Consider the following 23,285-nt stretch of genomic DNA (forward strand, 5'->3'; position numbering starts at 1 on the left):
GGGGGTATGGTAAAAACTAACCGACTCGCAGACTGAACGGATACGGAGCATCCCGATGAACGCAACAGGCAAGTTCGCCGGATTCGCCCTCGGCCTCGGGGCGGTCTTCGGGATCGCTCTGGCCGTCGGCGCCCTGGTCGGTCCGGAACCTTCCGAACCGGCCGGGCACGGCGAGCACGCGAGCGCGGCGGCGCCGTCTGCCGATCTGCCGGGCGGACTGCTCGCCACCGATCAGGGCTACACGCTCGCCTTGGACAAGCCCGACACCACCACCGCACCGCAGTCGCCGACGAGTTTTCGCATCCTCGACGCGAACGGCGTACCGGTCACGAAGTACGTGAACAGCCACGACAAGGACCTGCACCTCATCGTGGTCCGGCGCGACATGGCGGGCTTCCAGCACGTACACCCCGTCCTCGATCCGGCCGGGACCTGGACTGTTCCACTGAACCTCAGCCGGGGCGGTGACTACCGGGTCTACGCCGATTTCACCCCGGAAGGCGGGTCGAACCTGACGCTCGGCGCCGATCTGCGCGTGGCAGGCAACTACGACGTGCAGGCACTCCCAGCCCCGGCCGCCACCGCGCAGGTCGGCGAGTACACGGTCGCGCTGAACGGCGCGGTCACGCCGGGTACGGCGTCGGAGGTGACGCTCTCGGTCAGCCGTAACGGCACCCCGGTCACCGACCTCCAGCCCTATCTCGGCGCCTACGGCCACCTGGTCGCGCTCCGGGCCGCCGACCTCGCCTACCTGCACGTTCACCCCGAAGGCTCACCCGGCGACGGAGTCACCCCCGCCGGGCCCGGCATCGATTTCGTGGTGAACGCGCCGAGCGCTGGCGATTACCGCCTGTTCCTCGACTTCCAGCACCAAGGCGTGGTGCGCACGGCCGAGTTCACGGTGCGGGTCGCCACGCCGAACGCCACCGGCGCGAGCAACCCCGCCCCGACCAGCGCACCCGCCGACCACGGCGCACCCGGCCACGGCCACTGACCCCACCTGTTTCACCCGCGACCTCTCAGCAAGAATTGCTATCAGGAACGAAGGAGCACCCCATGACCACCGTGACGCACCCACCGGGCACCGGCCAGGTAGAACTGGTGATCGGTGGCATGACCTGCGCTTCCTGCGCGAACCGGATCGAGAAGAAGCTCAACAAGCTCGACGGGGTCACCGCCACGGTCAACTACGCGACCGAGAAGGCGCGCGTCGACTTCACCGGTGACGTTTCCCCCGAGGAGCTGATCGCCACCGTCGAGCAGGCCGGCTACACCGCGGCGCTCCCCGCGCCGAAGAAGCCCGAGACCGACGCGACGCCCGTTGCCGAAGCGGACCCGACGGCCTCCCTGCGCACCCGGCTGATCGTGTCGGCGCTGCTCACCGTCCCGGTGATCGCGATGGCGATGATCCCGGCGTTGCAGTTCACCAACTGGCAGTGGCTGTCGCTGACGCTGGCCGCGCCGGTCGTGATCTGGGGCGCGCTGCCCTTCCACAAGGCCGCGTGGACCAACCTGAAGCACGGCACCGCCACCATGGACACGCTGGTGTCGATGGGTACGCTCGCCGCGTTCGGCTGGTCGCTGTACGCGCTGTTCTGGGGCACGGCGGGCACGCCGGGGATGAAGCACCCGTTCGAACTCACCATCGCGCGGATGGACGGCACCGGCAGCATCTACCTCGAAGCAGCGGCGGGCGTGACCACGTTCATCCTGGCCGGGCGGTATTTCGAGGCGCGGTCGAAGCGACGGGCGGGCGCGGCGCTGCGGGCCTTGCTCGAGCTCGGAGCGAAGGACGTCGCGGTTCTCCGCGGCGGAGTAGAGACGCGAATTCCGGTGGAGCAGCTGGCCGTCGGCGACGAGTTCATCGTGCGACCGGGCGAGAAGATCGCCACCGACGGTGTGATCACCGAGGGCACGTCGGCGGTCGACGCGTCCATGCTGACCGGTGAGTCGGTGCCGGTGGAGGTCGGCGTCGACGACGGCGTCACCGGCGCCACCGTGAACGTCGGCGGCCGACTCGTAGTGCGCGCCACCAGGATCGGCGCGGACACCCAGCTCGCCCAGATGGCACAGCTCGTCGAGGACGCGCAGACCGGCAAGGCGCAGGCACAGCGGCTGGCCGACAAGATCTCCGGCATCTTCGTTCCGATCGTCATCGCGCTCGCCGTCGCCACCCTCGGATTCTGGCTCGGCACAGGCGGTTCCATCGCCGCAGCTTTCACCGCGGGCGTGGCGGTACTGATCATCGCCTGCCCCTGCGCCCTCGGCTTGGCCACGCCGACCGCGCTGATGGTGGGCACCGGACGCGGCGCGCAGCTCGGCATCCTGATCAAGGGACCCGAGGTGCTGGAATCGACCCGCAAGGTCGACACCATCGTGCTGGACAAGACCGGCACCGTCACCACCGGCAAGATGACCCTGCTCGACGTGATCCCCGCCGACGGCGAACTGGGCAGCAAGGTACTCGAACTCGCTGGTGCGCTGGAGGATTCGTCGGAGCACCCGATCGCCCAGGCGATCGCCAAGGGTGCTCGGGAAGAGTTCGGCACGTTGCCGCCGGTGGAGGGCTTCGCCAATGCCGAAGGGCTCGGCGTGCAGGGCGTGGTCGACGGGCACGCGGTGGTTGTCGGCCGGGCGCGACTGCTGGCCGACTGGTCGCAGCCGCTCGACGAGAAGCTGGAAACCGCGCTGGCGCAAGCGGAATCGGCGGGCAGGACCGCGGTGGCCATCGGCTGGGACGGCAAGGCGCGCGGCGTGCTCGTTGTCGCCGACGCGGTGAAACCGACCTCGGCGCAGGCCATCGCCCAGTTCCGCGAGCTCGGTCTGACGCCGATCCTGCTCACCGGCGACAATGCCCGCGCGGCCCGCTCCATCGGCGACGAAGTCGGCATCGACGAGGTCATCGCCGAGGTGCTGCCGCAGGACAAGGTGAACACCGTCAAGCGGCTGCAGGCTGAAGGCAAGGTCGTCGCCATGGTCGGTGACGGCGTCAACGACGCGGCCGCCCTGGCCCAGGCCGACCTCGGCCTGTCGATGGGCACCGGCGCCGATGTCGCCATCGAGGCCAGCGACCTCACCCTCGTCCGCGGCGACCTGCGCGCCGCCGCCGACGCGATCCGCCTGTCGCGGCGCACCCTCGCCACGATCAAGGGCAACCTGTTCTGGGCCTTCGCCTACAACGTGGCCGCCATCCCGCTGGCCATGGCCGGCCTGCTCAACCCGATGCTGGCCGGCGCCGCCATGGCGTTCAGCTCGGTCTTCGTGGTGAGCAACAGCCTGCGTCTGCGCCGGTTCAAGTCGACCGCACAGTAGGGCGACGACCAGCGGCGATCTCCGTGGATCACGGAGATCGCCGCTGACTGTTCACCTAGCTCAGAACAGGTATTGCCGGTCGGCCGAGATGAAGAAGCCGTGGCCGCCGACGTCGCAGCGGACGCCCTGTTCGGTGGAAGTGCAGGCGGCGCCGCGGACGATGATGGTGTCGCCGTAGTTCAGGGTTCTGCCGCCACCCTTGTTGGTGCCGTCCACCGGTTCGCCGACGAAGACGCCCTGACTGGTGCACAGGAATTCCGCTGTGCCGCCGTACATATGGGCGGCGACCTTGCGGGCCGGGGAATTGTCGCAGGTGGGGAGTTCGGGCGGGATCACGCGCGTATCGGCCAGCTGGCAGCCGACGCCGAGCGTGCCCTCCTCGACGAAGCCGCACAGGATATTGCCGGTGGGCGACTGGAAGTAGAAGTTGTCGCGCTGCTGGTAGTCGCGGGCGTCGACGGTGGCGGCGTCGCGGGAGGGCAGGTCGGTCGGGGCGGCATTGCCGGGCGCGACGGTCGGTTCTGTGCCGGTCGCGCCGGTCTGGGATGTGGACGAGTCGGTGGGCAGCGCGGCGGAATCCTGGTTGTCGCAGGCGGTGAGTCCCCCCGCCAGTGCCACCAGCGCGGCCACCACGATGACTGATCTCATGAACTCTCCCCCTCGATGTCCTCGGTGACCTTTCGAAGGAAGAATCGAGAGTGGGAGCGAATTCGTTTCCTTCGCTCATGGAACCGTGACCCACTAGGTGAGCCCGTGACCACAGCTCAGCACGTCTGGTACGCCGCGTACGGCTCCAATATGCATGCCGCGCGCTTCGACTTCTACCGCTGCGGCGGCACGCCACCGGAGACCACGCATACCTATCCGGGGTTCCGCGATCCCACTCCACCCGCGGCCGTCGCCGCCCTCACGCTGCGCGGCAGCCTGTACTTCGCCTGGCAGAGCCCGGTCTGGACCGGGGGCGTCGCCTTCTACGCCGACCGGCCCACCGAGAAGCGGCCGACCGCTGCCCTGGGATACCTGCTCACGGTCGATCAGTTCGCCGATCTCCAAGCTCAGGAGATGTACCGCGAGCCCGGCGCCGACTTCGACCTGGCGCGGGTACTCGCCGATGGCACGGTGCGTCTCGGGCCGGGCCGCTATGAAACCGTGCTGCACGCGGGCACAAAGGACGGTGTGCCCATTCTTACCTTCACCGCGCCGTGGGATCCGGAAACTGTTGCACCGCAAAGACCATCGGCCCGATACCTCGCCATGATCGGCGCGGGCCTGCGCGAGTCACACGGTTGGGGAACCGATCGCATCGTCGAGTATCTGCGGGTGTGCCCGGGGGTCGTCGGGCGGTGGCGCGATGACGATGTGCGGGTCCTGCTCAGCGACTGACGAGGGCATTCCGCCGAGCGGGCATCAAGAGGACAATCGAACCGGGGAGGCCGACCGTGCGGGAGCTAGTGCATGGAGTGGTTCACGGCGCCCGAGTACTGGCAGGGCAGGCTGATCTTCCAGCGTGGCCTGGCGGTGGTCTACGCGCTCGCGTTCCTCGGCGCCGCGCTGCAATTCCGCGCGCTGCTCGGCGAGCGGGGGATGCTGCCCGTGCCTCGCTACCTGGCTCGGACCCCGTTCCGCCGGTCACCGAGCCTGTTCTACCTGCACTACTCCGATCGATTCTTTGCCGTCCTGGCCTGGACGGGAGCGGCGCTGGCGGTGGCCATCGCGGCAGGAGTCGCGGATCTGGTGCCGCTGTGGGCGTCGATGACGCTGTGGTTCGCGCTGTGGGCGCTGTATCTGTCGATCGTCAATGTCGGGCAGGCCTGGTACTCGTTCGGCTGGGAAACGCTGCTGCTCGAGGCGGGTTTTCTGGCGATCTTCCTCGGCAACGACACCGTAGCGCCTCCGCTGCTGGTGCTGTTGGCCGCGCGCTGGCTGCTGTTCCGGGTGGAGTTCGGGGCCGGACTGATCAAGATGCGCGGCGATCGGTGCTGGCGTGACCTGACCTGCCTGTACTACCACCACGAGACCCAGCCGATGCCCGGCCCGCTGAGCTGGTTCTTCCACCATCTGCCCCGGCCGCTGCACCGGGTGGAGGTCGCGGCCAATCATGTCGCCCAGCTGATCGTGCCCTTCGGGCTGTTCGCGCCGCAGCCGGTGGCGAGCGTCGCGGCGGGCATCATCATCGTCACGCAGTCGTGGCTGGTGATCTCGGGCAATTTCGCCTGGCTGAACTGGGTGACCCTGCTCCTGGCGACGACCGCTGTCAGCGCGTACCCGATGCTGCCGGACGCGCCGGCGGTGGCCGAGCCGCCCCGATGGTTCCTCGGCGCTGTCCTCGCTTTCGTCGCGATGGTCGTCGTGCTGAGTTTCTGGCCGGTGCGCAATCTGTTGTCCGCGCGGCAGGCGATGAATGCCTCTTTCGAACCGTTGCACCTGGTCAACACCTATGGCGCGTTCGGCAGCATCACCCGGGTGCGTCAGGAGATCGTGCTGGAGGGCACCGACGCCACCCATCTGGAGCCGGACACGGTGTGGCGCGAATACGAGTTCAAGGGCAAACCGGGTGCCCTGCGGTCTCGCCCGCGCCAGTGGGCGCCGTATCACCTGCGACTGGACTGGCTGATGTGGTTCGCCGCGCTGTCCCCCTCCTATGCGCGCTCGTGGGCGCTGCCGCTGGTCATCCGGCTGCTCGACAACGACCCCGACACCCTGCGCCTGCTGCGGCACTGCCCCTTCCCCGACGCACCGCCGCGCTACCTGCGCGCCCGGCTGTACGAGTACCACTTCAGTACGCCCGCCGAACTGTTCCGCGAGCGGATCTGGTGGCGCCGAACACTGATCGGCGACTTCCTGCCGCCACTGAATCGCGAGCGCCTCGAACACCACCGACAATGAGAAAAGCCCGACACGATGGCCGGGCTTTTCGTTGAGCGGATGACGAGATTCGAACTCGCGACCCTCACCTTGGCAAGGTGATGCGCTACCACTGCGCCACATCCGCGTGCCTTCCGAAGCCGATCCGGCGGTCGCCGGTGACTTCGTCGTGCGAAAAGGAACTCTAGCGCGAAACTCCCGAACTACGAAATCCGGGCTCACACACCCGGCTCGGGTAGCTGTGAGATCGGGTGCCGACGAGGCTCGTTAAGCGCGCGCCAAGCAATCGAAAGACATTGTGCGGGAGAGTTTTCACAACAACGGGAGGATCACCATGAAAGTCTCCGCACTACTCGCCACGCCCCTCGTGGCTGTGGCGCTATCAGTCGTCGGCGCGGGCTCGGCACAGGCTGATGACTTCGTCGGCACCGACAACTACGCGGCAACCGACTACCCGCAGTCGTGCCTGATCGTGCAGAACCACATCGGCGACACCCTCACCGTCCGGATGGACTACCCCACCGGGTACAGCCACTGGGAGATCGATCCCGAACAGCTCACTTGGCTCGACTGGGGCGACTCCCCGGTGACCTCGCCGAGCGGCCACTGGCAGCTGCGTGTGTACCCACCTGTGCAGGCCTCCTGGGTCTTCGACACCGGTGCCACGCGCGGCGGGAGCTGCAACGGGTCGTGGATCTTCACCGCGAGTTGACCGATGCCCGTTCTGCGCAGGATATCGGTGCGGGGAAAGGCTTTTCGACAGCAGCAATCGCTGCGGGAATCGTGGGAGGAACAGCATGAAGGCTCTGGGGATGATCGCGGCGGGCGTTGCGGTGACGGCGGTGGCCGTGTTGGGGGCCGGGCCCGCGCAGGCCGACTTCACCGATCCGGTGGAGTACACCGACAGTGGGGAGAATGTGGACGACGATGGTTTCGGGGAGTACGCGGTCAGCCGTGCCGAACCGGGGTCGTGTCTGGTGGTGCAGAACCACACGGGCGGGCGGGTGACGGTGCGGTTGAACTACCCGACCAGCGGGGGAAAATGGCAGTTCAACCACGACCAGGTCGGCGTGCTGACCCGCAACGGCAAGTTGGTGACCTCGCCGTCCGGGAATTGGAATGTGCGCACGAACCCGCCGATCAGGTTCAACTGGGTCTACGACGGCAACATGAACTCCCGCAGGGGTTGCAACGGGTCGTGGGTGCTGACGATGAACTGAGCCGACGGGTCCGGTGCGGCCACGCGCCGGACCCGTCTGCCTGGTCAGCGGGGTGCTGCCACGGCGCCGTTGACGAAGGCGGCGCGGTGGTCGGCGGCCCAGGTGGCGTAGCTGCGGGGTGGGCGGCCGAGGACGCGTTCGACGTCGTCGGTGATCAGTTCGTTGTGGCCGCCGCGGATGAAGGCTTGGCCGGTCAGTGCGCCGTCGACGAAGGCGGGCGGAAGGCCCGCGTCGACCATGAAGGCGCGGGCGTCGGCTTCGGCGATATCGATGACGGCGATCGGGCGGTCGATGATCTCGGCGAGGACGGCGGCCTGGTCGCGGCCGGTGTGCAGGGTGGGGCCGGTCAGTGTGTAGGTGCGGCCGTGGTGGTCTTTGGAGCGCAGCGCCGCTACGGCGACTGCCGAGACATCGCGCGGGTCGACTACGGCCTGTCTGCCCTCGCCGGTGAGGTTCGGGACTGGGTGACCGTTGCTGAGCGGTTCGATCCAGCTGCACGTATTCGAGGCGAAAGTGTTGGGGCGCAGGATCGTCCACTCCAGACCCGAGTCGCGCACGGCCTGCTCCCCCGGCACATGCCAGGAGCCCGGCACGCCCAACCGTGGATCGCCGGTGCCGACGGCGGACAGCTTCACCACGCGCCGCACACCGGCCTCGCGCGCGGCAGCCACCAACGCGGCATCGGTGCCGGTGTCGTCCGGGCCGGGGATCCCGACGAGAAACGCGGCCTCGATACCCCGCATGGCGGGCCCGAACGTTGTCGGGTCGCGGTAATCGACCCGAACCACCTCGACCCCGGCGGGGAACTCGGTCCGCTTCGGGTCGCGGGTCGCCGCCCGGACGGCGACGCCCTCGGCTACCAACTGTCGAACGATGTCGCTTCCGATGGTGCCTGTCGCACCGGTGATCAGGATCATGGAATGAGCATGGTCGCCGGGCTACCTGCGAATATAGGAGAAATCGGCACGGACATCGCGGCTCGCGCCGCCTACAGTCGATCAGGTGGAGTATCTGACCTCGGCGCACATCGAGACCCCCGTGACGACACCGGAATCGTTGCGCCCCTGGCTCACCGAACTCACCAGCACGCCGGTGTTCGACGATCTCGCTCAGCCGTTCACGCATCCTCCCGCGGCGACGACCACGGTGGTGCTGCGCACCGAACAATCCGGCCGCAGTAGGGTATTCGTCGTCGGCGCGCAGACGAAGGCGTCCTACTCGCGACCCGATGAGCCAGCCGGTTGCGTGCGGCTGCGGCTGGAACCGGGTGTGACACGTCAGCTCCTCGGCGTCGCAGCCACCGAACTCACCGACCGCGTCCTTCGCCTCGACGAATTGCCCGGTCCGCTGGGTGGTTTCGCGCCGGAGCTGACAGAGCTGCCGACCGAACAGGCGATCAGCTACCTGGAAGACCAACTGCCGCAGCATGTCTCGGAATCACCCACCGAACGCGCGCACCGGATCGTGCTACGCGAGGCGATCTCCGCGCTCACCGCCGACAATGCCCCCGCACTTGCCGAACTCACCGCCCAGCTGGCCGTCAGCGAACGCCAGCTGCGCAACCTGTTCACGGCGGGAATCGGCCTGTCCCCCAAGCATTTCGCCCGCATCCAACGCCTGCGCCGCGTGCTCGCCTTCGCGGGCAACACCCCGTGGTCGCACCTGGCCGCCGACACCGGCTACTACGACCAATCCCACCTCACCGCCGACTTCCGCACCCTGATGGGCGTCCCGCCCGCCGCCTACCTGCGCGGCAAGCTCCCCACACCGACCCGCTGCCAGATGCCACGCTGAGTGGTTCGCGATCACGGCGCGGGAGTGCGCACCACGCGGATCGTCGGTGGATGCCGCAGGCTCCGGCCGACCACGCAGTAGCGCTCGGTGAGTTCGGCGAGCTTGGCCAGAGCAGTGTCGTCGACCGCCTCCGAGGTGGCGACGGTGATCGTCACGGCGATCGGCGAAACCCCGACTTCAGCGGTGCGATCGATGCCGAGGGTACCGGTGGCGTCGAACGAGCCTGTCGCCTCGACATCGGCCCCGGTGAGCGGCAGGCCCATCGCGGTGGCGACGCTGCGGCACGTCACCCCGGCGCAGGCCGCCACCGCTTCGAGCAGCATGTCGCCCGAGCAGGCATCGGTGCCGTCACCGCCGGTGGCGCGGTGCAGGCCCGCGCGGACCGGGCCCGCGAAGGTCCGCACCGTGCAGGTGATGCCGTGGTCGGTGAACGAGCCCGCACCGCGCAGCGCGGTGACCGCGGCGGCCGGGTCTTCCCGGTAGCGCTGTTTCACCGGAGCTTGCAGGGCCCTCAACTCCGCCGCGGTGGTCATCTATCGAGCGTATGCCCGCGCAAGGGCGAACGTCAGCCTTCGGTCTCCTGCGTTTTCTCGGCCTTACGGGCCAAACGTTCGGCCGCTTCGGCGTCGTCGAGCGCGGTTGCCTCTTCGAGGGTCGGGGCACTGCCGCCGAGCCGTTTCGGGACCCAGTAGGCGCCGGGCTCGTGTTCGTAGGATTCCTGCAGGTCGGCGAGCATTTCTTGCATGGTGGAGCGGAGTTGTGCGGTGAGGTCGGCGACGGGTTCGTAAGGCTGGATGGGGGCGCCGACCGCGATCGAGATGGGGGTGTTGGTGCGGCCGAGTCGCTTCGGGAAGCCCTTGGTCCACACGCGTTGGGCGCCCCAGATGGTGATCGGGATGATCGGCACCTCGGCTTCCAGCGCCATGCGGGCCGCGCCGGATTTGAATTCCTTGATCTCGAAGCTACGACTGATCGTGGCCTCGGGGTAGACGCCGACGAGCTCGCCGTCGCGCAGGTACTGCACCGCCGACTGGTAGGAGTCGGCGCCCGCGGTGCGGTCGACCGGAATGTGCTTGAGGGTGCGCATGATCGGGCCGGAGATGCTGTTGTCGAACACCTCTTGCTTGGCCATGAACCTGATGTAGCGACGCGGAGTGCGCACGGGCAGACCCGCGTAGGTGAAGTCCATGTAGCCGGTGTGGTTGACCGCAAGCACGGCGCCGCCGGTAGCGGGGATGTTCTCCGCTCCCTTGACGGTGAACTTCAGACCTTCGAGGAAGAACAGTGTTCGGGCCACGCCGATGATCGAGAAGTAGAGGGGTTCCACAATTGCCCAAGCGTAGTCGTAGATCTCCCCGTCGGCAGGGGTGCGTTCGGTGGGCCCGATCACCGTAGAATCGCGGCGTTCGCCCGCGCAGCCAATCCGCTTCGCGCACACCGGTCTACACCCGGCGAGTCCGCTCGCCCCGACAGTCACCGCCCGCATCGCACCGGGTGCCACGGCCTAGGAATTGAGGAACGTCGAAGTGGAACGCGCTCAATCGACCCCGATCGCTACGACTCGCCGCGCCTACGCGCTGGTCGCCGGACTCGCCGTGGCGGCCCTGGTCACCGGATGCGACTCGGTGTCGGGTATCCCGGGCGATCCGGTCGAGGCGACCACTACCGCGTCTACCACGTCAGCCGCGCCGACGACCACGGCGACCCAGGCCATCGCACCCGGCGAACCGGCGCCGAACAGCCCGCTCCCTGCCGATGCACCGCAGGTGGGCACCGTCGCGGGCCATGCCGATGCCGTCACCGCCGTGCGCCGCTGGGCGGCCGACCTACAAAACGGCACGGTGAAGGAGCTCCAGGACAACTGCTGGACCATTCCCCCGGCCACCGTCGCCGAGATGTACGCCGACCCGCAGTCGGTGCTGGCCGCGCTCGCCGCACCGGGCACCGCGACCGCCGACACCGTGACCTGGCGTAACCGAACCACCACCGTCACCGTCGACCGCGAGTCCGTCGCGTCCGGCTACGCCTGCGGCAGGGTGTCCGCGGCGGGCGTCGAGCCCGGTTACGACGACGCGGACGCGCGCCACACCGTTCGCCGTTACCTCGCTCGCGCCACCGGCAAACCACTCGACGCGGCCGACATCGAAGCAGACCATCCACTGACCTGCAAGACCTCTCCCGTCAATTGGGATCCCGAGGGCACCGGCAACCCCACAGCAGCCCCCTTGGCAGGCGACTCGGGCAAAGTAGGCAATGTCACCTCCTTCACCGGCGAGGAGCTACGATCCGACCAGGTTCGTGGCGACTACCTGGCAGTTCACGTCCCTGTGACCACCTCTCCCGGAGGCACGCGGACGCGCACTTTCACCGTTGTCGCGACCGCTGAGGGCTATTGCATCGGTGACGTAACGATTTAGCCACTACCCTGGTTGGCTGGTACGCCGAAGCAATCAGGGGGCCTGAGGCGGTAGCTCGCCATTGATCCGGCGAATCAGATCCTGGTAGGAGGAAACAGCTCGTGCAGATCACCAGCGTCGGACATGCCGGCTTCCATATCCGAACCGAGGCCGGGACGATCCTGTGCGATCCCTGGGTCAACCCCGCGTACTTCGCGTCGTGGTTCCCGTTCCCGGACAACTCTCAGCTCGACTGGGAGTCCCTCGGCGATGTCGACTATCTGTACGTCTCGCACCTGCACCGCGACCACTTCGACGCCGCGCACCTGGCGAAGTACGTGAACAAGGACGCGACGATCCTGCTGCCCGACTACCCGGTGCTCGACCTGCGCCGTGAGCTCGAGGCGCTCGGGTTCACCAAGTTCTTCGAGACCGAGGACTCGGTCAAGCACACGATCACCGGGCCGAAGGGCTCCGTCGACATCATGGTCGTGGCGTTGCGCGCGCCCGCCGACGGCCCGATCGGTGACTCCGGCATTCTCATCTCCGACGGTGAGACCACCTGTTTCAACATGAACGACGCCCGTCCGGTGGATATGGACGTCATCCACGACGCGTTCGGCGACATCGACATCCACCTGCTGCAGTACTCGGGCGCGATCTGGTACCCGGCGGTGTACGACATCCCGGCTCGGACCAAGGCCAACTTCGGCAAGCAGAAGCGTCAGCGCGGGATGGATCGCGCGCGCTCCTACATCGAGCAGGTCGGCGCGACCTGGGTGGTGCCGTCGGCCGGTCCGCCGGTGTTCCTCGACTCCGAGCTGCGCTATCTCAACGACGATCGCGGCGACGAAGGCAACATCTTCCCCGATCAGATCGTGTTCCTCGATCAGATGAGCATCCACGGCAACCCCGGCGGGATCCTGATGATCCCCGGTTCGGTCGCCGATGTGCGTGGCAAGGAACTCGACCTCGCGCACCCGTTCGACCCGGATCGGATCTACGGCGACAAGGCCGCCTACATCGAGGAGATGGCGCAGCGTTTCGCGCCGGTGCTGGCCGCGGAGAAGGCGACGTGGGAGACCGGCGAGGGTTCGCTGCTCGAGCCGCTGCGTGAGCTGTTCGAACCGATCATGAAGCAGAGCGCGCTGATCAGCGACGGCATCGGCTATCCCGTCGGCCTGGTGATCGGCGAGGAGACCATCGTTCTGGACTTCCCGCACCGCACCGTGCGCGCGCCGCTGGAGGGCGAGGGCCGCTACCGCTACGGCTTCCGTATCGCCCCGGAACTGGTGCGCACCGTGCTGCGCGACAACGAGCCGGACTGGGTGAACACGATCTTCCTGTCCACCCGCTTCCAGGCGTGGCGCATCGGCGGCTACAACGAATTCCTCTACACCTTCTTCAAGTGCCTCACCGACGAGCGGATCGCCTACGCCGACGGCTGGTTCTCCGAGGCGCACGACGACTCCGCCGTCACCGAACTCGACGGCTGGGAAGTCCAGCGCCGCTGCCCCCACCTCAAGGCCGACCTCTCCAAATTCGGTGTGGTGGAAGGCAACAACCTCACCTGCAACCTGCACGGCTGGCAGTGGGACCTGGAGTCGGGACGCTGCAAGACCTCGAAGGGCCACGAACTGCGCTCGCGCAAGCTCTGAACCTTGTACCGGGCACGGCCACCGAGGTAGCTTGAGTTCGGGGACCGAGCACGATGAAGGGCACAGTCGATGCCGATATTCATGGTGGAGCGGCACTTCGCCGAACAGCTGGAGGTCGCCCCGGAGACGGCCGCGGAGATCAACCGGATCAATGACGAGGCCGGGGTGCGCTGGCTCAGCTCCTTCCTGTCCTCGGACAAACGCAAGACGTTCTGTCTCTACGAGGCGGACAACGTCGACGCGATCCGCGCCGCGGCGGTCCGCGCGGGAATCCCCGCCGACGCGATCATGGAACTGTCCGGCACGATCACACCGGACGGCACTTTCGCGTCGATGTAGCTAGAGCAGCCCGTGCTCGGTGGCGAAGATCGCGGCCCTGGTGCGATTGGGTGCCGCGGTCTTGATCAGAATGCTGCGCACGTGGTTGGCGGCGGTATTGGCGCTGATGAACAGCCGTTCGCCGATCTCCCGGTTGGACAGGCCATCGGCGACGAGGCGGAGTACGTCGACCTCGCGATCGGTCAGTCCGTTCGGCAACGGCATGTGGTCGGTATGCGGCGCCGGGTCGGCGTCGAGATCTCGCAGGATGCGGCGGTGACCGATCCGCCGTGCCAACGCGCGTGCCTCGGTGGCGAGGTCGGCCGCGGAAGGGCCTGCCACGGCGTCGGGGGTACGGAGCCGGTGTCTACTCCAGGCCGCCAGCGTTTCGGTCTGGTGGGTCACCGCGCCCATCCGCCGGTCCATCGCCAGGGCGCGCTCGAAGTTCTGGTCCGCGGTCTGCGCGCCGAGCACGGAGTCGAGCTCGGCGAGATAGCGATCCGCGCTGCCGAACACCGCGACGCTCGCGCCTGCCATCAGGTTGGTCCCGGCGTATTCGGCCAGCAACGGTCGCAACGTCACCGCCGCCACGGTGTCGTCGAGCCGGACCGCCGCCTCGGTCGCGAAAGCCAGTACCCCGGCCCATTGCGCGCCCGAACGGTAATCGTCGAGCCTGGCGCACAGGTGGGTCAGCAGGCGGGCGGCGGACGGCCACATCTCCAGCTCGGTGTACAGGGCGAGCAGGCCCGGCAACCAGTGGTCGTCGAAGCTCTCTGCGCCGGTGATGAGCGGGCGGACCTGTTCCAGACCGCCGGTGACCCGCCGGAGCATGAATTGCTGTACGCCCCACGAGCCTTCGGTGGCGCCGCCGAACTCGTGGGTGAACTGGTCGTCGAGCCACTCGATGATGCGCTCGGTGCCCGCGAAGTCGCCGACCGCGTACCGGTGCGCGCAGCGGGAGCACCCGGCGACATAGCGGAAGAACGGCTGCCCGCGAGCGAGCGCCAGCTCGGTCAGATCACGCTGGGCGCTGCTCCAGGCGGGCTCGTCGCCGAGCAGGTAGGCGAACAGCGCCCGGTGGAAGGCGGCGGGACCGCGGTGGTCGTCGTCGCCGAGGTGCGCGCCGATCTCGTTGAGCTCGACCGCTCTGGCCAGCAGCTCCGGTGCCAGGTCCGGGCGCAAGCCCTGCCACAATGTCGTACTCAACGCGTGCGCGAGCAGTTCCTCGTCGCCCAGAGCCCTGGCGCGCGTCAGCGCGTCCTCGCCGATCTGTCGAGCCTGCTGGGAATCGCCGGTGAACGCGGCGGCCCGCCCCATACTCGCGCCGGCGCGCACCGACAGCGGATCGTCACGGTCCAGGTCGGCGGCGGCGAGCGCCTCGCGCAGCAGTGCCAGCGAACGCTGACCATTCGCGGAGGGACGCCACGACGCGTCCTCGTGCCCGATCGCGGCCGTCAGCCGGACGCGGGGGTCCTCGTCGGCGGACAGATCTTCGTAAAGCCTCCTAGCCGTGTCGAAGTCACCACCATGCATGTGGCAGCGCGCCGCCGCCGAAAGAAGCTCGACCCGCGTCGGGCCCTGCGTGACCCGCACCTGCGCGGCGCGCTCGTACAGCACCGCGGCCTCGCGGTGGGCGATACCTCGCTCGGCCTGGTGGGCGGCGAGCACGAGATAGTGCACCGCTTTGTCCGCGTATCCGCCGGCGCGAGCACGGAAATAATGGTGAGCGAGTGCGACGACGAGAGCTGGATCCCGCGCTTCGATCGCCCGCGCGACCCCGGCGTGCGCCGCCGTTAGATCGCTCGAGGACATTCGGTCGAGCACGGCCTGGCGAGCCAGGGCGTGCGCGAAGCGGTACTCACCGTCGGTGGTGTCCGCGATGAGAAGTCCGGCGCGCACACCGAAGTCGATCCCCGCGAGGACTTCGGCCGAACCGAGCACGTCGGCCAGGAGCGCGGGGTCCACGGCGTCGCCCGCCACCGCGGCCAGCTCGATCACTCGCGCGTGGTCGACATCGACCACCGCGAGCCTGCGGGCGAGCGCATCCTGGACCGAACGCGGCGCGGCGACGCCGGAACGAACCGCGGCGAGGCCGCCGCGATTCGCCAGGTCGTGCCAGTATTCCTGGAGGAAGAACGGATTCCCGCCGGTGTGATCGCGCAGCACCGGCGCGGCCGATCTCGCCGAGCCGGGCGAGACCCCGGCCGCCCGGACGAGGTATTCGGCCACGTCCTCGATACTCAGGCCGACCAGGTCCATCCGGGCGACGCCGTCGAGGCGGTGCAGATCGGCGAGGGCGAAGCTGACCGCGTCGGTGAGATCAGGGGCGGTGGTCCGGCGGGTGGCCAAGACCAGCAGTCGCTCACCTGCCGTCGACTCGACCAGATGGGTGAGCATCGCCAGGGTCGGTTCCTGGGCCCAGTGCAGATCCTCGAGGACCAGCACCAGCGGGCGGCGTTCGGCGGTCGCCAGCAATACCCGCAACACGGCGTCGAACAGGGCGGGCCGCGAGTCCGGCCCGCCGGGAATCGGTTCCGCGGTCGGCCAGTACCGCGACACGCTCGCGGTGAGGCGTCGCAGCGGGGCCGCCGCCGTGGGCGCGATGTCGGTCAACACCTCCGGCGGCAACTGCTCGAGTGCTTGTTCGAGGATCGCGACGAAGGGCCGGTAGGCGATGTCGAGATCTTCGCGACACGCACCCCACAGCACCGTGGCGTGGGGACGCAACGCGGCGGCGGCCTCGGCGACCAATCTCGTCTTGCCGACGCCGGGTTCCCCACCCACGAAGACGACCTGGCGCCGGTCGCTCTCGACGGCCGCCCAGACGGCTTCGAGCCGCTCGACTTCCGCATGCCGACCGACGAAGTCGGTGCCGCTGCTCGGCGAGGCCGATTCCGTCACCTGTCGACCATAGCCGGATTCTATGACCAGCGAATAGTCCGATCTGACCCCCTCACCATCACGCCGATTCGGTCAGATCAGGTCAGGTGCGCGCAACCGGTTCTTCGTACCGTCAGAAGAACCACAGCGCCCGCCGCGAAGGAGCACACCATGGCAACGCCGATCGAGGATCTGCCCATCGAAGTCGCCCAGGGCGAGATGGAGACCCGGTATATCGAGTTGGGTGACATGGCTGTCCGGCACGCCCGGGTGCCTGCCGGGACCGACTTCGGTCCGGTGCTGCAGGGCCTGCCCGATGACCGTTGTCCCTCTCCGCACTGGGGAATCGTGCTCGAGGGGTCGCTGCGGCTGGAGCACGCCGACGGCACAGTGGAGACCGCGAGCGCGGGCGAGGTCTACTACTGGCCCGCTGGGCACACCGCGACCTCGGCCGACGGAGCCGTTTTCCTCGAGGTCGGCCCCGTGGCGCCGATGCGCCAGTTCCACGAACACGCACTGCGTTTGTTCAGCTGACCCGATCCGACCCGTCCAGGGAGCGAAAATGAACGGCACACCCGTACTGACCATGCTCGAAGCGGTCCGCGGCGAGGTGATCACCGCACAGTCGCCTGTCTACGACGAGGCTCGCTCGGTGTACAACGCGATGATCGACCGCCGACCCCTCGCGGTCGTCCGCGCGGTCGACGTCACCGACGTGCGCGTCACCGTCGATGCCGCCCGCGAGGGCGGACTCGACCTCGCCATCCGCGCGGGCGCCCACAGCGTGCCGGGGTTCGGCACCGTCGACGACGGCATCGTCTTGGACCTCAGCGCGATGAAGGGCATCCGCATCGACCCGGAGCAGCGGACGGCCCGCGTACAGGGCGGCTGCGACTGGGGCGACTTCGACCATGCCGCGCACTCCTTCGGGCTCGCCACCACCGGCGGCATCATCTCGACCACCGGCGTCACCGGCCTGACCCTCGGCGGCGGCATCGGCTACCTCGCCCGCGCCTACGGTCTGTCCATCGACAACCTCCGGTCCGCCGATGTGGTGCTGGCCGACGGATCCTTCGTGACCGCGAATGCGACCGAGCACCCCGATCTGTACTGGGCGCTGCGGGGCGGCGGCGGCAACTTCGGCGTGGTCACCGAAATGGAGTTCGACCTGCACCCGGTGGACACGATCTACGGCGGACCCATGTTCTTCGAGCTCGACGTCGCCGAAGAACTGCTGCGGACCTACCGCGACTGGATCGCCGCGGCACCACGCGCGATGGGCGCCTTTCCCGGCTTCCAGATCGCGCCGCCGCTGCCGTTCATCCCCCCGGAACGCGTCGGCGAGCCGTTCGTACTCCTGGTGTCCTGCTTCAACGGCGCCGACGAAGAGGCCGAAGCACTGCTCGCGGACTTGCGGGCGGTCGCGACACCGGTGGCCGAGCATGTCGGCAGAATGCCCTACCCGGCCCTCAACAGTGCCTTCGACGGTCTGTTGCCCCCTGGCCTGCAGCACTACTGGAAAGCGGCGTTCCAACCCGAGCTCACCGACGGCGCCCTCGCCACCCACCTCGAGTTCGGCCCCCGCGTGCCAGCGGTGCAGTCCACCATGCACCTCTACTCGATCGACGGCGCCGTGCAGGATGTCGCGGTGGACGACACCGCGTTCGCGTACCGCACCGCGAATTTCGCCCCGGTGATCGCTGGTATGTGGCCCGATCCGGCCGACAACGAGGCCAACATCAAGTGGGTGCGCGACTACCACTCCGCGCTCGAGCCCCACACCGCCGACGGCGGCTACATCAACTTCATGGCCTCCGACGACCAGGGCCGCATCCGCGCCAACTACGGCCCCAACTTCGACCGTCTGGCCGGCGTCAAGAAGACCTACGACCCGACCAATCTGTTCCACCTGAACCAGAACATCGCACCGGCGCAGTAGTCGCCGGATACCTTCACGAAGTGAGATCGGCGGGTTCCGCTACGTGGCGGGCGTATTCGAGGATGCGCAGGGTTTCCACGGCGTCGCGGGGGTCGACCGGGACCGGAGCTCCGTCGAGCAGGGCGGCGGCCATGCCCGCGTAGAAGGCGGGGTAGTCGCCGGGGAGGGTGGGGATCGGGCGAAGATCCTCGCCCGCGCCGAAGGTGCCCCACTTTTCGGGTGCGACTGTGCCCCATGGCTTTCCGGCGTCCGGGCGACGGCCTGCGCGCAGTTCGTCTTCCTGGGGGTCGAGGCCGGACACGGTGTAGCCGTTGGCGGATCCGAGCACGCGCAGACGCGGACCCAGTTGCGGCGCAACGGCACTCATCCACAATTGCGACCGGGTGCCATTGGCGTGGGTGAGGGCGATGAAGGCGTCGTCGTCGGCTTTGACGTCAGGGCGGCGGCGGTCGAGTTCGGCGTAGACCTCGACGACCGGGCCGAACAGCGTCAGCGCCTGGTCGACCAGGTGACTGCCCAGATCGAACAGGATGCCCGCGCCGTCCTCGGCATCGCCGACTTCGCGCCAACCACCCTTGGGAACCGGCCGCCACCGTTCGAACCTGGACTCGAACCGCCGGACCTCACCCAGTTCACCGGCATCCATCAGCGCGCGCACAGTCAAAAAGTCGTTGTCCCAGCGGCGATTCTGGAAAACACTCAGCGGCAGATCGGCCCGCGCCGCAGCCTCGACCACTTCCTCGGCTTCGGCCGCCGTCACCGCGAACGGCTTGTCCACCACCACCGGCAACCCCGCGGCCAGCGCCTGCAACGCGAGCGGCGCGTGCGAGCGATTCGGCGTGGCGATCACCGCGAGATCGACATCCTCGTCCTCGACGAACATCTCCTGCGCCGACTTCCACACCCGCACTCCCGGATGCTCGGCCCGCGCCTGCGCGGCCCGCTCCTCCGAGGAGGTCACTACGGCAGCTACCCGCATTCGCGGATCGGCGGCGATGAGCGGCGCGTGGAACACCGACCCGGCCAGGCCGTATCCGACTACCGCTACTCCGAGCTTGTCCATGGCTGCCCTTTCGTGGTGGTCTGCGGAATCGCAGTATTCACCGTAGCCGGGCCCGACTCAGCGCTCGGGCAGTTTCCCGACCGCCTGTCGTAGGAGGGACGAGGCGATCGCGCAATAGTCGTCGCGGAATCCCTCGGTTCCGTGTACCGAGACCTCGATGGTCTCCTGCCCGGCATCCGGCATCAGGAAGGCGCGGGAGCAGATGGCCTTCGAACCGCCCTTGCCGAGATACACCTGGACCCCGTCGACCGTGACGAGCTCCAGGTCCTTGCCCGTAGTGCTCGTGCTTGTGCTGACCAGCTCCAGGGTGACTCGCACGCGCGCGTCCCACCGGCAGGTGTGCGCGTCGGCGATCGTGGGCTCGGGTGGCAGGACGCCGATCTTCTCGGCGACGGCGTCGCGGTCGAGCAGCGTGCACGGTTCCAGCAGAGCCAGCGAGGACTCCCTGCCCTCGGCGCGCGGCGCGGACGTCAGTGAACGGGCGAGGTTGGCCGCGATGTAGTCGAGACCCGCGCATTCCTTCACCCCTGACGGATTGCTGAGCACGATGACGATGCCGGACTCGCTCTCGGCGCCTGGGCTCGCGATGGCCCGCGTGCAGGTTGCCGCGCTGCCGTCGATGATCGGAACCCCTTCTACCACCGTCTTGTTCGGCGTCAGGTATTCGTCCTCCCGCCCCAGATACAGGTAGAAGGCGTAGCGGTTGGAACTGGCGGTACACCCCCAACTCGGGGACGGACTCAGCTCCCAGGTATCCGCGGCCAGTGGTGTCGGCGCGACCGGCACCGAGTCGCCGAGGGCCGAGGTCAGCCAGGGGCAGGCATCGATCTGCCGCAACTGCGCCAGGGTCAGACCGGTCACCGGTCCCGGCTCACTCTCTTCGCGTGTCGCGAAGTAAGAGATCCCGACGAGCGCCACGAGCAGTGCTGCCAGTGCACCTGCCAGGCTGGTTCGAGCTCTCGGACTCGCCGCGCTCCAACGAAGACGCCCGGATTCCAGTGCACGCCTGCCGTATTCCATGCTCGCACGACCGGACTCGGCCATGACCACCGAAAAGGGGCGTCCAGGTGCAGGTTCCGGTGCGGCAATCGCGGGCATGGCGGCGAGCAGCGCCGAGATCTCGTGCTGCTGGCGCCCGATGTCGTCGAGCACGGGGGCGGGCCACGGTGGCGGACCGCTCGGCTGGGCACCGAGATAGTCGAGGATCTGCCCCGGAGTAGGGCGGGCTGCCGGATCCTTGCGCAGGCACGCGGCCAGCATCTCGAACAGCGGCTCCGGCACCCGGCTCAGATCGGGTTCGCGCTGGGCGATGTTGAACAGCGTGTACGGCACCGATGGTGCGGCGAACGGTGCGACGCCGGAGGCTGCGAAAGCGAGAACCGATCCGAGGGAGAACACGTCCGACGCCGGCGTCAGCTCATACCCGAGCGATTGTTCCGGCGACAGGAAGTCCGGGGTGCCCATGGCCGTCGCGGTGGCGGTCCCGGCGGCCGGGGTGATTCCGACTTCACCGAGACGACCGCTGTCACTTGCCAACAGCACCGTGTCGGCACGGATGCGCTGATGCACGAGGCCTGCGGCATGGACGGTTCGCAGCGCCGAGGCGAGGGCGGCGGCCAAGGCGCGAACGGCAGCCACAGGCAGTGGCCCGTGTTCGGCTACGGCGATGTCGAGGCGCATGCCTGGAACGAATGCTGATGCCAACCAAGGCTTCTCAGCATCAGCATCGACGTCGATCACCGTGGTATTGGCGGATCCCGAGACTCGCATGGCAGCAATAGCACTGTGCCGCAATCTGATCCGGAACTCCGGCTCGTCGAGAAGTTCCGGTAGCGCCTGTCGCACGACGACCAACGAGTCATCGGGGCCGGTGGCGAGCACGGACCGGAATCCGGCCGCGGACTCGAGTGTGCCGAGTACTCGGTAGCGCCCGATGGTGGGTGGATCGCCGGGGCCGAGGGGAATGATCGTCATGATGGGGGCAACTTCTCGAGTACGGGTTCGAGCAGATCGCCGGCAGTCTCACAGTTCCCACCGGCCCGCGCGGTGTTCGAGAAGTACTGGGCCCGCACTTGCTCGGCCTGATCGTCTTTGGTCGGCATCACCATCACGACGAAGGTGCAGTATTCGGGACCGCTGCCGTCGAGATAGACCGTGTGATCGCCGATAGTGCTTGTTTGCCGGACCCTTCCGCCCGTAACACTGTCCGGCCGGGTGCGCTCGTTGACATCGAGCGAAAAGGAGCCATCAGCGCCGGTCAACGCGCAGCTGTGGGGAGTCGACGAGCGCACGGGATCACCGACCAACGAACGAGTGGCCGCGATGTCGATCAGCGAGCACGGGTCGAGTGGCAGCAGCGAGCCCTGCGGGAAGGTCCGCAGCGGCGGATTGACCGACAGACGACGGACCACCGCCGCGAGCGCGCGCTCGGACGCCGGACAGAGGTCGCCTGCGGGCGGATAGGTACTCGCGCCCATAGTCAGCGCCATCGGCAAACCGCTCTGGGTCACCACTATGCGGTCACAGGAGGCGGACTCTTTGTGAAGTCCGAGTACCGGCATCCAATTGATGGAGCTGCCCATCGGCTGTTTGTCATCACGTACCTCGGCGACATTGTCGCTGTTACGCAGGCTGAAAGACACCGTGCGACCGGCCTGATCGCGATACCCGACGGTGCAACCGCCGAGGGCGTTCGAGACGACTTCACTTGTCGCCGTGCCTAGTTCACCGAGCACTGACGGATCGAGCAACGCGCAGATGTCAAGGCGGCGGGATTCGTCGTGGGTCAGCGCCAGTGGTGGATCGTCCATCGCCACCGCGTTGCCCTCGACGCCGACGCCCCAAAAAGCGATGGAAGCCAGCACCAGTGCCGACACCGCCGCGGCGGCGGGAACCAGTCGCACCCACTTCGGCTTCGGCTGTTCGGGTGCGATCGACGCTGCGGCAGAAGCGGTTCCGTCAGCCCAGCGACCCGCCTCGGCCTGGCAGTCGGCGATGCGTCTGCGGATCCGGACCGGCCAGACAGGTTCGCCGTCGATCCCGCTCGCCGCGTCGAGCAACTGCTCGGGGGTCGGTCGCGCCGACGGGTCCTTGGCGAGGCAGGCATCGACCAGCGCGCGGATCTGCTCCGGAATTCCGGTGGTATCCGGGGAGTTGTAGAGCACGTTGTAGAGGACCTGCGGGGTGGAGGCCGCGTCGAACGGGCTCGCGCCGGTGGCCGCCATCGCGAGAACCGCACCGACGGCGAAAACATCGGAAGCTGTTGTCAGCGGGCGGCATTCGGCCTGTTCGGGTGACATATACGCGGGCGATCCGATCACCGCTCCGGTGGCGGTGAGGTTGACGTCGTCCTCGAGCGCCCTGGCGATGCCGAAGTCGATCACGCGTGGACCGTCGTTGGTGAGCAGGATGTTGCTCGGCTTGAGGTCGCGATGCACCAGGCCGGTGCGGTGAATCTCGAGCAGCGCCATGGCCAAACCGGTGGCCAGGAGTTTCAGCCCGTTCAGGTTGAGGCGGCCGAACTCGCCGATCATGTCCTGCAAGCCGGGACCCGCGATGTATTCCGAAGCCAGCCATGGTGTTTCGGACTCCGCGTCGTGGTCGACCACGCCCGCGGTGTAAGCGCCGGTGACCTGTTGTGAGGCCAACACCTCCCGCCGGAACCTGGCACGGAACTCCGGATTGCCGGTGAACTGGCGGTGGATCTGCTTCACCGCGACCAACCGGCCATCCTGGCCCTGGCCGAGCAGCACCTGTCCCATGCCACCCCGGCCGATCACTGCCAGCAGGCGATAGCGGCCCAGCTGTTCGGGATCCTGCGAATTCAGCGGTTTCATCGCC

At 68.0% G+C, this 23,285-nt stretch carries 20 protein-coding genes and 1 tRNA gene; 12 read left to right on the plus strand and 9 right to left on the minus strand.

Going from position 1 to position 23,285, the window contains the following annotated elements; all coding sequences use genetic code 11:
• Window positions 1-55: 55 nt before the first annotated feature.
• Window positions 56-994, plus strand: coding sequence for a hypothetical protein (locus ASD42_RS28760; protein WP_056822385.1), 939 nt, complete (start codon window positions 56-58; stop codon window positions 992-994).
• Between the two features lie 62 nt (window positions 995-1,056).
• Window positions 1,057-3,312, plus strand: coding sequence for a heavy metal translocating P-type ATPase (locus ASD42_RS28765; RefSeq protein WP_056822388.1), 2,256 nt, complete (start codon window positions 1,057-1,059; stop codon window positions 3,310-3,312).
• 60 nt (window positions 3,313-3,372) lie between these two features.
• Here ASD42_RS28765 and ASD42_RS28770 read toward each other — a convergent pair whose 3' ends face one another.
• On the minus strand, window positions 3,373-3,960 hold the full coding sequence (locus ASD42_RS28770) for a DUF6636 domain-containing protein (protein WP_235569870.1): 588 nt from the start codon (window positions 3,958-3,960) through the stop codon (window positions 3,373-3,375).
• A 105-nt stretch (window positions 3,961-4,065) separates the two neighbouring features.
• Here ASD42_RS28770 and ASD42_RS28775 point away from each other — a divergent pair, with 105 nt between their 5' ends.
• Complete coding sequence (locus tag ASD42_RS28775; RefSeq protein WP_056822389.1) at window positions 4,066-4,695, plus strand: hypothetical protein; 630 nt, start codon at window positions 4,066-4,068, stop codon at window positions 4,693-4,695.
• 72 nt (window positions 4,696-4,767) lie between these two features.
• Window positions 4,768-6,198, plus strand: a complete 1,431-nt coding sequence (locus ASD42_RS28780) for a lipase maturation factor family protein (RefSeq protein WP_056822392.1) — start codon at window positions 4,768-4,770, stop codon at window positions 6,196-6,198.
• A 34-nt stretch (window positions 6,199-6,232) separates the two neighbouring features.
• Here the strand turns inward: ASD42_RS28780 and ASD42_RS28785 are convergent.
• Window positions 6,233-6,304 (minus strand) — tRNA-Gly (locus tag ASD42_RS28785).
• Window positions 6,305-6,511: 207 nt separating this feature from the next.
• Between ASD42_RS28785 and ASD42_RS28790 the strand changes: the two genes are divergently transcribed.
• Both ASD42_RS28790 and ASD42_RS28795 read left to right on the plus strand, forming a co-directional pair.
• A complete protein-coding gene (locus ASD42_RS28790) occupies window positions 6,512-6,889 on the plus strand; it encodes a hypothetical protein (protein ID WP_131816867.1) in 378 nt (125 codons plus the stop codon).
• A gap of 85 nt (window positions 6,890-6,974) precedes the next feature.
• On the plus strand, window positions 6,975-7,397 hold the full coding sequence (locus tag ASD42_RS28795; RefSeq protein ID WP_056822395.1) for a hypothetical protein: 423 nt from the start codon (window positions 6,975-6,977) through the stop codon (window positions 7,395-7,397).
• Window positions 7,398-7,441: 44 nt separating this feature from the next.
• On the opposite strand, the gene ASD42_RS28800 is transcribed toward ASD42_RS28795, so the two are convergent.
• Window positions 7,442-8,314: an NAD(P)H-binding protein gene (locus tag ASD42_RS28800; RefSeq protein ID WP_056822398.1), complete on the minus strand. Its 873-nt coding sequence runs from the start codon at window positions 8,312-8,314 to the stop codon at window positions 7,442-7,444.
• An 85-nt stretch (window positions 8,315-8,399) separates the two neighbouring features.
• On the opposite strand from ASD42_RS28800, the gene ASD42_RS28805 reads away from it, so the two are divergent.
• Window positions 8,400-9,191, plus strand: a complete 792-nt coding sequence (locus tag ASD42_RS28805) for an AraC family transcriptional regulator (protein ID WP_056822400.1) — start codon at window positions 8,400-8,402, stop codon at window positions 9,189-9,191.
• Between the two features lie 11 nt (window positions 9,192-9,202).
• Here the strand turns inward: ASD42_RS28805 and ASD42_RS28810 are convergent, their stop codons facing one another.
• Window positions 9,203-9,724: an OsmC family protein gene (locus ASD42_RS28810; RefSeq protein WP_056822403.1), complete on the minus strand. Its 522-nt coding sequence runs from the start codon at window positions 9,722-9,724 to the stop codon at window positions 9,203-9,205.
• Between the two features lie 32 nt (window positions 9,725-9,756).
• Window positions 9,757-10,518 carry a lysophospholipid acyltransferase family protein gene (locus ASD42_RS28815; RefSeq protein ID WP_056822792.1) on the minus strand — a complete coding sequence of 254 codons (762 nt, stop codon included), beginning with the start codon at window positions 10,516-10,518 and terminating at the stop codon, window positions 9,757-9,759.
• Window positions 10,519-10,717: 199 nt separating this feature from the next.
• Between ASD42_RS28815 and ASD42_RS28820 the strand changes: the two genes are divergently transcribed.
• The 3 genes from ASD42_RS28820 (at window position 10,718) to ASD42_RS28830 (ending at window position 13,584) form a co-directional block, all read left to right on the plus strand.
• Entirely contained in the window at window positions 10,718-11,608 is an 891-nt protein-coding gene (locus ASD42_RS28820) for a hypothetical protein (protein WP_056822406.1), read from the plus strand.
• A 101-nt stretch (window positions 11,609-11,709) separates the two neighbouring features.
• Window positions 11,710-13,245, plus strand: a complete 1,536-nt coding sequence (locus ASD42_RS28825; RefSeq protein WP_056822407.1) for a Rieske 2Fe-2S domain-containing protein — start codon at window positions 11,710-11,712, stop codon at window positions 13,243-13,245.
• Between the two features lie 69 nt (window positions 13,246-13,314).
• A complete protein-coding gene (locus ASD42_RS28830; protein WP_056822409.1) occupies window positions 13,315-13,584 on the plus strand; it encodes a DUF4242 domain-containing protein in 270 nt (89 codons plus the stop codon).
• Here the strand turns inward: ASD42_RS28830 and ASD42_RS35765 are convergent, their stop codons facing one another.
• Window positions 13,585-16,464, minus strand: a complete 2,880-nt coding sequence (locus tag ASD42_RS35765) for an ATP-binding protein (protein WP_056822411.1) — start codon at window positions 16,462-16,464, stop codon at window positions 13,585-13,587. It abuts the gene before it with no gap.
• A 150-nt stretch (window positions 16,465-16,614) separates the two neighbouring features.
• On the opposite strand from ASD42_RS35765, the gene ASD42_RS28840 reads away from it, so the two are divergent.
• Complete coding sequence (locus ASD42_RS28840; RefSeq protein WP_056822414.1) at window positions 16,615-16,977, plus strand: hypothetical protein; 363 nt, start codon at window positions 16,615-16,617, stop codon at window positions 16,975-16,977.
• Window positions 16,978-17,005: 28 nt separating this feature from the next.
• Window positions 17,006-18,382, plus strand: a complete 1,377-nt coding sequence (locus ASD42_RS28845; RefSeq protein WP_056822415.1) for an FAD-binding oxidoreductase — start codon at window positions 17,006-17,008, stop codon at window positions 18,380-18,382.
• A gap of 13 nt (window positions 18,383-18,395) precedes the next feature.
• On the opposite strand, the gene ASD42_RS28850 is transcribed toward ASD42_RS28845, so the two are convergent.
• From ASD42_RS28850 to ASD42_RS28860, 3 genes are read right to left on the minus strand one after another with little or no spacing between them, the layout of a single operon-like run.
• The gene (locus ASD42_RS28850) at window positions 18,396-19,445 is read right to left on the minus strand and encodes a Gfo/Idh/MocA family protein (RefSeq protein ID WP_056822417.1); all 1,050 of its coding nucleotides are present in this window, start codon (window positions 19,443-19,445) and stop codon (window positions 18,396-18,398) included.
• Between the two features lie 57 nt (window positions 19,446-19,502).
• Complete coding sequence (locus tag ASD42_RS28855) at window positions 19,503-21,419, minus strand: protein kinase domain-containing protein (RefSeq protein WP_056822418.1); 1,917 nt, start codon at window positions 21,417-21,419, stop codon at window positions 19,503-19,505.
• Entirely contained in the window at window positions 21,416-23,281 is a 1,866-nt protein-coding gene (locus tag ASD42_RS28860) for a serine/threonine-protein kinase (protein WP_156677622.1), read from the minus strand. The genes ASD42_RS28855 and ASD42_RS28860 overlap by 4 nt, the downstream gene beginning before the upstream one ends.
• Window positions 23,282-23,285 lie beyond the last annotated feature (4 nt).

The organism is Nocardia sp. Root136 (assembly GCF_001427185.1).
GTDB lineage: Bacteria > Actinomycetota > Actinomycetes > Mycobacteriales > Mycobacteriaceae > Nocardia > Nocardia salmonicida.

Bases quoted from the DNA above. Each gene is read 5' to 3' on its own strand.
- ASD42_RS28760 (WP_056822385.1), top strand. From the start codon at position 56: ATGAACGCAACAGGCAAGTTCGCCGGATTCGCCCTCGGCCTCGGGGCG.
- ASD42_RS28765 (WP_056822388.1), top strand. From the start codon at position 1,057: ATGACCACCGTGACGCACCCACCGGGCACCGGCCAGGTAGAACTGGTG.
- ASD42_RS28770 (WP_235569870.1), bottom strand. From the start codon at position 3,960: ATGAGATCAGTCATCGTGGTGGCCGCGCTGGTGGCACTGGCGGGGGGA.
- ASD42_RS28780 (WP_056822392.1), top strand. From the start codon at position 4,768: ATGGAGTGGTTCACGGCGCCCGAGTACTGGCAGGGCAGGCTGATCTTC.
- ASD42_RS28790 (WP_131816867.1), top strand. From the start codon at position 6,512: ATGAAAGTCTCCGCACTACTCGCCACGCCCCTCGTGGCTGTGGCGCTA.
- ASD42_RS28795 (WP_056822395.1), top strand. From the start codon at position 6,975: ATGAAGGCTCTGGGGATGATCGCGGCGGGCGTTGCGGTGACGGCGGTG.
- ASD42_RS28800 (WP_056822398.1), bottom strand. From the start codon at position 8,314: ATGATCCTGATCACCGGTGCGACAGGCACCATCGGAAGCGACATCGTT.
- ASD42_RS28810 (WP_056822403.1), bottom strand. From the start codon at position 9,724: ATGACCACCGCGGCGGAGTTGAGGGCCCTGCAAGCTCCGGTGAAACAG.
- ASD42_RS28830 (WP_056822409.1), top strand. From the start codon at position 13,315: ATGCCGATATTCATGGTGGAGCGGCACTTCGCCGAACAGCTGGAGGTC.
- ASD42_RS28840 (WP_056822414.1), top strand. From the start codon at position 16,615: ATGGCAACGCCGATCGAGGATCTGCCCATCGAAGTCGCCCAGGGCGAG.
- ASD42_RS28845 (WP_056822415.1), top strand. From the start codon at position 17,006: ATGAACGGCACACCCGTACTGACCATGCTCGAAGCGGTCCGCGGCGAG.
- ASD42_RS28850 (WP_056822417.1), bottom strand. From the start codon at position 19,445: ATGGACAAGCTCGGAGTAGCGGTAGTCGGATACGGCCTGGCCGGGTCG.
- ASD42_RS28855 (WP_056822418.1), bottom strand. From the start codon at position 21,419: ATGACGATCATTCCCCTCGGCCCCGGCGATCCACCCACCATCGGGCGC.
- ASD42_RS28860 (WP_156677622.1), bottom strand. From the start codon at position 23,281: ATGAAACCGCTGAATTCGCAGGATCCCGAACAGCTGGGCCGCTATCGC.